Annotated in this window: 5 protein-coding genes; all 5 read right to left on the minus strand. The window is 44.6% G+C overall.

The features are described from left to right. Positions 1 to 3 precede the first annotated feature (3 nt). On the minus strand, positions 4 to 5,649 hold the full coding sequence (gene traI, locus ACED45_RS22840; RefSeq protein WP_371715089.1) for a conjugative transfer relaxase/helicase TraI: 5,646 nt from the start codon (positions 5,647 to 5,649) through the stop codon (positions 4 to 6). A 281-nt stretch (positions 5,650 to 5,930) separates the two neighbouring features. Next, positions 5,931 to 6,932 (minus strand): IS110 family transposase, encoded by a 1,002-nt coding sequence (locus tag ACED45_RS22845; protein WP_371715090.1) that lies wholly within the window; start codon positions 6,930 to 6,932, stop codon positions 5,931 to 5,933. A 312-nt stretch (positions 6,933 to 7,244) separates the two neighbouring features. Continuing rightward, on the minus strand, positions 7,245 to 9,284 hold the full coding sequence (gene traD / locus ACED45_RS22850) for a type IV conjugative transfer system coupling protein TraD (protein ID WP_016800260.1): 2,040 nt from the start codon (positions 9,282 to 9,284) through the stop codon (positions 7,245 to 7,247). A 492-nt stretch (positions 9,285 to 9,776) separates the two neighbouring features. Next, on the minus strand, positions 9,777 to 12,377 hold the full coding sequence (locus tag ACED45_RS22855) for an Ig-like domain-containing protein (protein WP_102535535.1): 2,601 nt from the start codon (positions 12,375 to 12,377) through the stop codon (positions 9,777 to 9,779). 457 nt (positions 12,378 to 12,834) lie between these two features. Beyond that, the coding region (locus tag ACED45_RS22860) for a hypothetical protein (RefSeq protein WP_371715091.1) at positions 12,835 to 13,236 on the minus strand (402 nt) is incomplete at its 5' end.

Raw genomic sequence — 13,236 nt, forward strand, 5'->3', positions numbered from 1 at the left:
TAATCACCCATACTGGCCGTTTCTATCTGAGATCCAATTAGGAAACAAAGCCTCTTGAGTGGGTGTGTCGAATTCCTCTTTTTGTTGATGCGTTTGTTGATGGTATTGTTCAATACCCTGTTTAATTTCCTCAAGCATATCGTCAGGTGAAACAAACTGAATATTTCTCCCTGAAAAGTTGGCCATGATTTTTTCAACGTTGTTGGGATTTAAATCAGTATTTCCTTGACTCAGTACAATCACAATGTTCTGTCTGAGTTCATCGGTGGAGATATTCTGAATGTCATTCTTATGATTGACATTGATAATGTCGTATTGGCCTTGATGCGCTTGATTAATAATAAAAGCATTCTCGATTGAGGTACTGATGATGGTGGTGTGCAAATCACTGCCTTGATGGAATCGCGTTATTTGTTTGGATTTCGTGCCTAATATCCGTGGGTTGATGTCGAGTGCCGGATCTTTATTTCCTTGCCCGTCTAAATAAGTCACTTCAATCGCTTTTGTTTCTCCTTTTTTATCGTGAATGTTAGTTATCATTGCCGAGTGAAATGTCTGGTCCTCCGAGGAGTACACTGCTTGATGAAAATGAACATGGTCACTCTTAGGGTGTTCAATATCTAATTTATTGAGGTAAGTTTCGGCTAATGTGCCTGTGAGTGGCTGACTGGTTTGTATATATTCTTTCGCTCTCTCTTCAAATTGTGCCATGTGTTTTGGCGTAGTAGTCAGTAATTGTTCATGTTTAGGGTTGGCGGTGAGTTGGTATTTATTAGGATCATTAAGGATGTTGTGGGCTTCTTTCATTGCCTCCTTATAATTTATTTCCTTATGACTCATCATCAAATTGATTAATGAGCCTTTTTCACCGGTGGTATAGTCTTTAAAATACCCTCGATATTCCCCCGTTAATGACACTTTTAGAGCCGATTTACCGATACCAAAGGTTAAATAGTCACGGTCTGATTTAGATGGGTTCGGTTGTCCCAATAGGTTGATGGCTAAGCTTTCGGTGTATTTAGGGAGCGCTTGGTTGATGTGTTCTTTAAATTGGTTGTAGTCAAAATCTCCGTTTCTATTTTGATAACGTACGTCTTCATGAGGCAGAGCTTTGTCATTAAAGTAAGGGGTACTGTGTGGTGCAATGTTTTCGATGGTTTCAATGGCACTGTGTTTATTGACCTCTTTTGATAACCAGCTCTTCATCATCTGTTTTGGGTTATCGGTAAAAAGTTTGACATGAGTGCTCGCTCGGCTCAAATCGATGTAAGCGCGTCTTAAGTTCGTCAGTGCGCCTTTGCCTTTGAGAGTGGTAATGACGTACTGATACGTCGCTCCTTGCGCCATGTCCGCAGTTCTGGTGTAAGCGTAATCCCAATGCCCATCTTTGAGTTGGTTTGGATTGAGGTTTAACGTTTGCCCTTCTTTCGAAAGCGCGGTGATTTCTTCCTTGGTGGCACGGCTGATGGTGTATTCCACATTGGCTTTAATGCCTCGCGCTTTGTCGGTAAAGCGGGTCATGATTTTATCACCGGTTGAAAGCGGCTTTTCTGATTGAGCGAAGAGTGACGTGTATTTGTGGTCTTTGTTACGTGGCAAAAACGGTTTTGTCTTACCTGTATTCACGTCTTGAAGTGTCACCACTCCGTGCTCCGAATCAATGTGGGTAATGATGTCGTACTCTCCTTGCTTGGTGCTTAAAATGAGCCCTTTCTGATAAGGCATCATGGTGGCTAACTCTTCTTTGCTCTCACCTGTAGAGCGCAATCGGGTGGTGATGATGTTCTCTTGGCCTATCTCTTGTGTTTTCATCAGTCCGACACGAATGTGCTCAGTGATGTGGTCACGCTCATTATTCGTGTAAGCAATGATAAGCGTGTTTTCTCGCGTTTCGGGCGTACGGGCAAGGTAGTCCTGTGCTACAGCGTAAGGCAGCTTTTCGGTGGCAATAAGCTGTGCTTTGCTTTGGTCTTTCGCACTCTCATCGAGGGTGGAGATAATATGTTGCGTGCTACCGAGTGTATCAGGGCTTTGCTGAGAGAGTTTATCGAGGGCGCTGTGTGGCTGCTTATCCACAATGTTGTGTACGGCACCAAGCAGTATTTCATTCTTCTGACGAATGATGTCGGTCATAAAAGCCGTATCGATGAGTCCTTGTCTCATGCTCAATTCAAACGGTTTACCGGCATTAAGAGAAAGCAGCTGCTCTTTATCCCCAAGTAAGGTGGCTTTGGAGCCGCTTTGTAATACAAGGTCGGTGAGCTCTTTGGCTTGTTGGTTGCTGACCATGGAGCTTTCATCGAGGAAGAACAGCGTGTTTTTGTAGTCCTCTGGTAAGGTGATGCCACGTCTTAGGTCGGTCAGTAAGCTTTCCAGCGTTTGCGCTTGTATCCCTTTGCTTTCCAGTTCGCTGACGGCGGCGTGCGTTGGTGCAATACCTATGATTTGTGAAGGTGAGTGTTTACTGGCTTGGCTAGCGTGTTGAATCAATTCAATGTTGGATTCGAGTAGGGTGGATTTACCGGTGCCCGCTAAACCTTGCACGGCCACAAAACTGTCTTTGGTCGTTGAGATAAGGGTGATGCCGTCCTTTTGCCCTTGGGTAAGGCGAGGCTGTGCATCGAGATAATCTCTGACTTGTCTGTGGGTGGCAAACGGCTTGTGTTGATTTTTCCCTTGCTCAATGTTCCGCAAGATGTGCTTTTCGGTATCGAGCGCCGCTTGGGTGGTCCAGCGTGTGCCGTCGCTGTATTCGGCAGAGAGGGTGTCACTGCGCTTGGCGAGCTCTGTTTCAATTTGATCTTTGATTATCGGTTGATTGGCCTCTTCAAAAGCGTAACGGATCGCTTCGACGACTAACTCTTTTTGTGTAAACGCCGCTTCTTTTTCAGAAAGATGACTCAGGGCAAAGTTCAACGCTTTCTCTTGCAGTGGTGAATTTTGCTCTTTGTTTAAGAGAGTGAGGGCTTGCTGGATGTCGCTTTTGACGGTGATGGCGGTGGTGTCAGTCAGGTAGCGGTCGTTGACGCTTTGAGTGTGCATCACTCGCTCGATGGCAGAAAGCTTCACTTCGCTTTTCTCAAGCGCGGCCTGGGCTTTATCGGGGTTGTCGGTAAACACATCGATGCGCGCGCTTTTCTCGGTCAGATCATGGAAGAGCGCTTTGGAGAGCGTAAAGGTTTTGCCTGAAATAAGAGTGTGCGGCCTTGGTTCGATATGACTGGCGGAATGCACATAGTCGTATTTTAGTGGTGCGTCTTTCAGGGCTTCAGCGGGGATGGTTTTCGATTCGCCTTGCGTGTCCGTTAACGTCAGGGTTTCTTTAGATAATCCTGTGACCACGTAACGTTCATTGGCGTTCAACCCAGATGGAAAGTGCTTACTGGTGGTTATGAGGCGTTCACCTTGGTTAACTTGCAACGATTCAGGTTTAAAGACCTGCATGTTGAGGGCTTTGAATCCGGTGGAAGCGGGATCGAGGGTGTATTCTTGTCCATCGGTTTTGCTGAGTACATGGACTCGATTGTTTGTCTTATCCGATGTGGAAACCACTAACTCTTGAGGTTTTCCGTCTTCCCAATGGCGAAGGGTCATGCCCGGCTTGTAGTGTTGCGCTAACTCCTGTTGGGGTTTAGACAAATAATGAGGTTGCTGAGTCAACAAGGTGATGCCGCTGCGGGCAAGTTGACCCTGGTTCTGTAGAGAGGTCCGGATCGCGTCCGTCAATCGTCGTTGTTCAACGTGAGAAGTCGCCAGCACTTGTGTGTCTTCTTTGTTTGATAAGTAGGTATAAGCTCTGGCGAGGGTGCGCGTATCACTGTCGTGCAAGGCAACCTTACTGTCTATCTGTTTGCTGTCTACCCAAGAGTGCGAGACGACGTTGCCTTTGCGGTAAAGCTCGATGGCGTTATAGGCTTTAAAACCTTGGCGACTGGACGTGTTGTTCAGCAAGATGACTTTGCTCCCCGATCCCTTAGCTTTTGCGTTTAAAGCGATCAACTCATTCGCGCTCATTTTGTGGGCGCTGTCGACGAGAAGGACATCTTTGTTGGTCATTGGTAGGTCGGAGTGCAACAAACTATGGACAGAGTGACGATGCTCTTCTTGAAACCGGTGTTTTACCCAGGCTGCGACCGTATGACTTTCACGTTGGATGGTTTGGCTATGACGGTGTTTGTCTTTGGCGTTTTGTGACACTAAGTGGACACGTTTACCGACATGGTTGCCGACGTTCAATAGGTTTTGCGCGATTTGCTCACTGTTGCCAAACACATTGACCACATGAAACTGTTTGGTGGACTGGTAAATGTCCGCCACCTTTTGGCAGTTGCCTTGAGTGAGGGTCAGTTTATCTAACGTAGCGTCATTGACGGGAGTACGCATATGGTGCGTACGCCCTTTGCTGGCCGCCATTAACGCTTGTTCGGTTTTCAGCATGGTTTGAGTGGTGTATTGACCTTTCATGGAAAGGGGGAGAAGCGCCCCGTCTTTCACCCATTGGTCTGCGACCACTTTAAGGTCGATTGCATTGGCTTGTACGCCGCCCTTGGTAAACTCGGCCGCGGCTAATTCTATGATCTTTTGCAGTTTTAGTGCCGTGTTGTATTGCCCCAAGTGTTCAACGGCGCGACTAAACGCGTCTTTAGCGATTTGTTCAGGGTGATGCTCTTGTTGAGCGATGCCGAGGGCGTTTTTAACCAAGTCTTTGGGCTGATAGCCTTTGTTGCACACCGTTTGTTGCCAGCGAGTATTGAGCTCGGCCTCACTTTCGTAGGTTTTGGCTTTGCGAGTATCGAGTGCGGCTACATCTTTTGCCGCTTGCGTCCCCCCAAAATCTAAGGCTTGTTGGTCGAGCTGTTGTTTGCGAGTAGAAAACGTATCAAGGAGGATTTGAGGGAGGCCTTTGGCTTCAAATTGGCCGTTACCCAATCCTTGCATTTGATAACCCATTTGTTCGCTCTCTTTGGCAAGCTGACTCTGGTAAAGAGCGGTGTAGTACTTTTGGAAGTGGTAAATGCGCTCGCCTGTTCCATTGATGACGCCGCCTTTTTGTTTGAGAGAAGAGGCGAGTGTACGCAGTTGCCCTTCTTTGTCGCGCGTCATGTTTGCCGTCAAAGCGTGGGAATGGAGTTGTGGGTCGTTTTCACGACTGGTTTTATGGCGCACGACCGCAAAGGCCATGGATTCGGTATTGATGAACTCACGAGCGCCTTCGTCATTGATGTGCGTGGCTTGTGCTACGTCTTTTTCTAATTGCGAGAGCGCGAATTTGACCGCCGTGTTATGCGCATCGATTAAACGTGTGTCACCCCCGACGAGAGCAAGTACACTGACCGATTTTGGCGCAGAAAAGGTTAGGTCAAACCCCGATTTATGATCGTCGCGTTTGCCTTTGATGGTTTCATGGCCTAGGTGTCCAGATAAAACGGACTCTAACGTTTTTTGGTCAACCGGTTTACCGAGTAGGCCTGCTTCTTCGGCTAACTGACCATGCCAAAAGGTGTTTTCATTGGTACTGTTTTCTTTGAGGTAGTAGTTGTCGTTGCTGTCTTTTTCGAGAGAAATGTCAGGGGTCTCTTGGGTGTTTTCTTCGTTTAAGTAATACTTGGCGGCGCCAGAGGCGGATTTAAGAGGGCTAATGGACATCATAAGGTGTTCTATATGAACGCTTCCCCATTTGCTAGGACATCATCAAGTATTTTCAAACATGGTTAGGTGGCAGTTCTATATTCGGTCTTAATTGGCAGACTTACTGCCGACCCTAATGATTTCCGCAGCCTTATTCCTCATTCTCCTAGCGAGCTTAATGCACTACACCTTATTTAGGTTTTATAAGGCTTGGTCTTACCTGTTTGTCATTACTCTTTGATGCACCTTGGCAAACTTTCTGCGAACATCCTATGTCAGTTTTAATTAGTAACCAGCTTTGCTTAACAAGGCTGATATTCGGTTTGGTTGGCAACTAATGCCCACACGGTTCGAGCTATCTTGTTAGCTAACGCAACCGTCACGACATTTTTCGGTCGTCTTGCTTGCAAAGACAAGAGCCATTCACTTTTTTCTTTACTGTGGGTCATTACTGCTCGTGCCCCATGGATAAGCAGAGTACGTAAATACACATCTCCTCGTTTGCTGATCCCGTGCAAGTGCACTCGACCTCCTATTCCTGTTTGTCGTGGAACCATGCCTATCCATGCCGCAAATTCTCGACTGGATTTAAACGCTGACGCATCCCCCATTGAAGCAATAAGAGCCGTGGCAGTGAGTGGCCCTATGCCTGGCACTTTAGCGATGCGCTGACAATCTGCATCGTGCTTAAACCAGCTTTGTATTTGCTTTTCTAGTTGTTTAATGTCGTCATCCAACTGAGTTAATCGTTCCACTTGAACTTGTAAGGCACACATAAAGACACTTGGAGTATCCTCCTCCAGTTTTGCTAAACAATCAGGCAGCTTTTCCTTGAAGGCTTGTTTGCCTTTCGGCATCACCAGGCCAAATTCGGTCAACAAACCGCGTATCGAGTTTATTTGCGCCGTCCTGTGTTTAACCAGCAGTTCTCGCATGCGATGAATGCTAAGAATCGCTTGCTGCTCTTCAGTTTTTACTGCAATAAACTTCATGCCTGGTTGTTGCATGGCCGTCCAGATCGCACGAGCATCTACCACATCATTTTTATTGCCATAAACGAAAGGTTTGACTTTCTTTGCTGGCAACAGCTTCACGGTATGACCCATTTCTTTAAAAAGTCTTCCCCAGTGGTGAGCACCACCACAAGCTTCCATTCCTATCATTGATGGTTGTTGGTTGGCAAAGTACTGAACAAAATCTTTTCGCTTCACTTTGTCAGAATGAATTTCACCGGTTTCTTGATCGACCCAGTGAATTTGAAAAACTTGTTTTGCGATATCAATACCAAATACGTTACTGTTCATGTTGGATACTCCCAATGTCGATAGTTCACTAGATTGAACCATACTGGGCACTTTGATGCCGTGACAGGGAGTATCCTTCCTGTCAATCGAATCATCCTCAGCCTCCGTAGGTTGAGGAAGCGTTCATATCATTCTCCTTTTTTTGGGGCGCAGCAAAGCCGCCACGTCAGCGGAATGCCGGTGAGTTGGGTGTGGTACGAATGGGTTAGCGGACGGCGTTGATGTGAATGAAAGGGTGGTAAAGGGTTTTTACAGGGGAGGGTAAGATTGTGTTCGGTCTCTAAATGTTCCTTGATGTTTCATTTCGTGTGGTTAATCGTACATCTCGCCCGTTTCTGCTTGTGTCATGGACGCCTCTTCGGTTTCTCGCTGTAGTGCATTTTGTGTGTTTTCAGCGAGCTGTTGGTTTTGGGCAGCGTTATTGGTCGGGTTTTCCTTTTTCGGTGCTTTGGCAAGGGTTTGTTTTTGATGGGTTCTGGTTTGCTGCTGCTCTTCTTCGTTTTCATAGGTACTTTGCTGAATGGCGAGTAATCGGTTTCTTTGGGTTTCATCGAGTTCATGCAAAGCAATTAACTCATGAAAAATCAAGGCTTGGTCGATACTCTCCATTGCTTTCCCGCCTGGTAGGTTGCGTTTGATGAAGGAGGGTTGGAGATTGCTCATGCGGTCGTACTTCAGTTGCAGCTTAGTGATGAGCATGGAGTTAGGGGTGCGTAAGTAACACTCTAAATCATCCAAACCTTGGATTTGGGCAGGAGAAACCACAGGACGCGTTTTGTTTTGGTGGCCAAGTGAGACACCGTCACGCAGTGCGTTCGCCCCGTAAGAAATATTTTCTCGTGAGATATCGATTTCTTGCTCACCAAGATCATCCGAGGAAATGGTGGCCATCGCTTTTGAAGGGGCGCGGAAGAAAAAGCGCGTGTTGAGCAAATCAAAAATGACTCTCGCCGCGTTGCGCCCGTAAGTGGTTTCTAATTGAGCGTAAGATTGCAAACCCAGTAAATAACATCCTCCAAATTTACGCACTTCAGAAATAATGTGCGTGAGTTCAGGCAGTTTATGTAACGTAGGCATTTCATCGATGATCACCCAAATTCGGCGGTCGTCATCGGGCTCCATTCCTAGAATGGCGTTGGAGGCAATCGCAAGCCACATCGAGATCAGTGGTCTGAGTGCGGTGTGTTGTCTTGCGTTACTCGATAGGAATAAAAATCCTTGCTGGGATTCATCTTGCACCCAATCTGTGATCGAAAATGGCGCCCGTTTATGGTGGCCTTGTGCGTCTTTTTCATCCAAACCATGTAAGTAACGTAATGACTTAATGTAAGTCGCTAGTACCGATTTGATGGAGATAGCTGTCTTCTCGATACTTTTCGAGACGAGGGAGCTAGCTTCGGTGTCTTTTAAGTGTTCACCTAGCGTGGAAAGCTCCGACGTTAAGATAATGTGCAGCAAATTTTCAATGGTACATTTGTGTTTGTCATCGATCATCATTTGATAGGTGGTTGCTGCGAAAATGGTTCGTGCGGAATCCACCCAAAACGGGTCGCCTTCGCCGTGTTGCGGAATAAGCGCGGCCGCGAGCGATTCAAAGTCAGGGGCTTCTTTGGCATCACTCCAAATATCCCATGCAGCGCAACGCTCATCGAAGGGATTTAAAATCACGTCTTTATGAGGGTCATAGAATTTACTGACAAAATCGCAGCCTTTATCGTAGATGATGGCTTTATCGCCTCGCGCCCGTATCCAGCGCAATAACTTGCGAATCGCAACGGATTTACCTGCGCCTGTGGTGCCGTCAATCATTAAGTGCTTGACCTCAAACCTATCAACAAAAAGCTTGTGACCATCGAGTGCAAAAGGAGAGAGTTTTTTCTTCTTTTTCAGCTCTGCGGTGACGGCTTTAGGCTCAGCCAATTGAAAGCCGCGAATGTGGTTATCTTCGCTTTGCTCTTGCCCTTTTCTCTTAAACCAGTGGTTGATAATCACAAACAGCACGGTGGAAGTGGCCACAGAGACCAGTAGGCCAATGAACAGGGCTTGCAGCAATTCTTGGTAGCACTGTGACAAGATGGGGTTTTGCAGTTGTTGGCCAAGGGTGCTGCTGTAGCGTTGATCTTCCCATTCGACCACTACGTTGCGCTTTAGGCTAAAACCTAATTTGTTGAATAGCCAAAATAGACTGTAGTAGTAGGCACCGGTTAATGTGCTGGCCGAGGTGAGGAGGTAAGTAGTGATAAGCCCGAGCAAGGCCGCGAAGATATTGAGGTACTTGATTGTGGTTACGTTCACTTGCCACCACATTCGAATGTTATGGAAAGTGATTTGACCACCACGAGTCGTAGACATAGAAAAACTCCTTGTGAAGGAAAACAAAAAAGCGCCCACACTGAGTGAGGCGCTTTTGTTCGGTAGAATGAAATCAGGAATAAGGTGACAGGTTACAAAGGAGGTGTATTACGAGTGCCAAGACTAAGGGACGACAGAATTGTTTGGTGCTCGCATTAAGATTGACCAGTTTCAAAACGTTTTTGGACAGAAGTGTTTTAGAGTAGTCGCACTAAGGCGCTCTTGTCCCAAAGCATGGCGGCATAACACGTCTCTGGACAGAAGCTTGTTAATGCCTTTGCTAAGTTAGCGAGTCATGAATAAATGCAAGTGTAAAAGTCCCTTAACTCATTGCATTGTATTGATTGGAAAGGTCAGATACTGGGTGCTCCCAATTGATGAACAATTCCAAATCATCGCAGGGAGCAACCGTAATACCCTTAAATTATGTATGAAGAGGTGCTAACTGATAGCTCTGGCTAAGAACAGCTAAAAGCACTGTTCTTAGTTGAATTACTTGAAGTAATAAGAAAACACGAGTTCGAGGGTATCAACATCACCTGCTAAATGATGCCATTGTAGATCTGACTTAATTTGACCAAAGTCCAATACATTCACGCCGACGCCTATGTTGGGGTGAACATTATCCTCCACCTCGAAATCTTCCGCGTGGTTCGAACTTGCATCAAGATAACCTAAGCCCAAACTGAAGTACGGGGCGAATTTATCGCCCCAAAGCTGCGTAACTCGATAAACAAAGTTAAAGCTGTAATGTTGGTAATCGACCGTCATATCATTATATTGCGTATGTTCTGCTTTCAAATCGACACTATTTAGCCAACGATAAGTAAACTGGATACTCGCGTTATTATCAAATTGGTACCCTAAGCTACTTCCGAAAGAAAACTGACTGTTACTTTCCTGACTCCACGCGTTGTGGTCAGTATCTGGCTCTAACCATGAAATCCCAGGATTAGCTGTTACATATATTCCGTTATTCTCTTCTGCAGAATGAGCGAAAGGAGAAACACTTAACAATAGTGGGACGACCACTTTAACGGCAAGTGACTTTTGATGTCTAAACAGTGCGAGTATCGTCAATAGCAGCGTGCTTAAGAACCCTATAGAACCACCACTGCTGGTTCCCGCGATAACCTTCCCCCCATAAGGAACACCGGCTTGAATATGAAGATTAACGGTAGCAGGGTAACTATGTCTTGATCCAATATCTGTAACATCATATTCAAAGCTATCATCGCCTATAAAACCAGGTTCAGGAGTGTAAATAAATTCACCACTCTCCTTAAGTGTTACCGACCCATGCATTGGTTGTTTATAGATTCGAGCAGTTAAACCAGCATAAAAAGGATCTTGTGTATTCGCATCATCTGTATCGTTAAACAATACACCTGGTGCAACAATGGTATCAATACTGTCTGCGTAAAGTGAGTAGCTATCATTATTCGCAATTGGCGCTGCATTGTTAGGGATAAGGGTCCAACCAGTGGAGAGAATTGTTATTGATACTTTTGCTTGGCTAGTATTGATTGAATAATAAAATTCATCATTGCCATAATAGTCAGCATCAGGTTGATACTCAAAACTGCCGTCTGCATTCAATGTGACACTTCCATACAAAGCATCTTGGTCTAATGTAGCGGCTGCTGAATTTTCATTGGTATCATTTTTAAGCACTCCATCTTGGCTAGATACAATCAACTTAGTATCTTGATCAACCTCATAGCTATCTGGGTGAGCATAAAGAGATTCATGTTTTTCGAATGCGCCAATGTCGATACTCAACCCCTGTGGGCGGGTTTGCTTGAGGTAATCTGATGTGATTGAGCTTCCATCGGCATATAGCGCTTTAGCGTCGTCGCCTTTATCAACAAGCGCTATTGAAAGCGTGTTTGGAACGAAACAATTAGTTGTAACGCACCCTGCAAGTGACAGGCCAGTATTAGGGGTGTCATCGACACCAGGTGTCGAAATAAAGTTATTGTTGTTCTCTGATAATGGGTAAATAGTTGTATCGTCCCAATCAGTTGGATAAATTGCAGAGCCAACATTATTTGCACCATCGATTATAACGAGTAGATTGTTATTGGCTATAAGCTGAGCACTATTGATTAACTCTATATGGGTCGCTTTGTAAGTAGCGGGGTCTACATTTTTAGTAATAGTCGGGTAATACAGCGTACTATTGGTTAGCGTCAATTTTCCTTTATTGACATAGATTGGCCAACCTCTATTAGCATCCCTTCCATCAAATAAAGTATTTATAATTTGTGCATCAGCTTCATTAAATCTAAAAGTAGAATTAAATAAGCCTTTAAATATACTATCTTTGATGACTGCCGTTGTGCTGCTGCCTGAACTATCTTGACTAACTTGAATAACATGACTGGCTGTGCTTTCAACCAATGGTCCATTAGATTCAAAAGCCGTATTTTCAATAAAAACATCACTATTAAAAATAAGGGTGGGTGCTGATCTTGGACCAAGATTTTCGAATATAAATGAATCTTTTATTGTAACAGAGCCATCTTGAGTAGACATGATGGATGCCTCTCCTTGCCTAGGCACTATCCTATATAGGATAACGTTATTGAGTGTTACATTAGCGTTATCGGAAAAGATAAAACCTGACATGTGTTCTGCCCACACATTTTCAATGGTGACATCGATGGTGCGCCCTGCGGTATTTCGAGGATTAATGTCAAATAAAAGACCAGATGATCTTAGAACCAGATTGTTAGGATCATCCGGATAACCAGTATTAAATGAGCCAGTATCAGAAACCCAGCGTTGATGGTCATTAATGTGGACATAATCATCGCCTAATCCTCGAATGATAATATCATCAGTAATTGTCATTCGGTTGTCGGTTTGACCTGAAGGGACTTCACCCAAATTAGGCGAGATAGGTGCTTGTGCATTATATGAAGCCGGTATTTCGATAGTATCTAAACCAGGATTAGCATTGGCCTTTTCGATGAAATCTCGAAGTGAGCCCATGCCTTGATCACTACTTGTTGTTACCGTATAAGTGGCAGATTGTACGCTCAAAGAGCTAAAAAGTAGTCCAAATAAAATTATTGACTTTGGAGTCATATTACCATCCTTGATATCCATGAAAAAACTAAGCCCAGATTTTTTTAAGTTACTTGTAACCAACAACTTAGCTCATATATAAGAATATCACAACTCTCCCTAAGTAATGACTCTTGGAGATGTGTATACTTGGGTGCGGACGGGAGTTTTTTCAAAGTAATGTGTTTGCTTTACACATTAGCTAGTTCTATTACGATCTAGATGGGTTCTAGAACGTTTTGGGGCAGATCTGAGTTAGCTGGCACTTTTTGAGAAAAGTGCCACGAGTAAAACTTCACGAGTAAAACTTCAGGTCTATGAAGCCTCTGGACATTTCTGAGTCAGTGATTTTGCTAAATTAGAAAGTAATGAATAACTACAAGTATGGAAAGACGCTTAACTTGGTGTCCAGTCTATCTGGTGCAGATCAAGTTTAATCATCTACTACAACTAACGACATAGCCGTAAGTGAAATACCTTATACTTTCACTGTGCCATAATACTTTTCAGTAACGTCAACCAAGTCTTGGGCTTTATTTAGTAGATCTATAAAATTACTCTCATATTTTTGAAGAGTATCTTTCTTATCCCAATGCCACATTGCAGGAGGGTAATTACTCACATCTTCAATCAAACTACAACGTTTCAGTGCATATAACGCCTCTAAGTATTCTGGTTCAAAATTTATTGCTAATACTTCAACGAGTAAAATTTCCTTAATAATGCCATCGACTAGGAAGGACTCTAGAGCTTGAAGGTTAGTCATCATAACGCCGGGAGTAGCAGTGCTAACAGAGGAATCAGATAGAATTCCTGTAACTTTTAGTTGAACGAAGCCGCTACGCGGCAGAGTAAAACGAGTGCAAACCATACTCTTGTA

It is taken from the genome of Vibrio crassostreae, from assembly GCF_041439375.1.
GTDB classification, from domain to species: domain Bacteria; phylum Pseudomonadota; class Gammaproteobacteria; order Enterobacterales; family Vibrionaceae; genus Vibrio; species Vibrio crassostreae_D.

Excerpts from the sequence above, each read along its gene's own strand:
- ACED45_RS22845 (WP_371715090.1), bottom strand. The coding sequence starts at position 6,932 with ATGAACAGTAACGTATTTGGTATTGATATCGCAAAACAAGTTTTTCAA.
- traD (WP_016800260.1), bottom strand. The coding sequence starts at position 9,284 with ATGTCTACGACTCGTGGTGGTCAAATCACTTTCCATAACATTCGAATG.
- ACED45_RS22855 (WP_102535535.1), bottom strand. The coding sequence starts at position 12,377 with ATGACTCCAAAGTCAATAATTTTATTTGGACTACTTTTTAGCTCTTTG.
- traI (WP_371715089.1), bottom strand. The coding sequence starts at position 5,649 with ATGATGTCCATTAGCCCTCTTAAATCCGCCTCTGGCGCCGCCAAGTAT.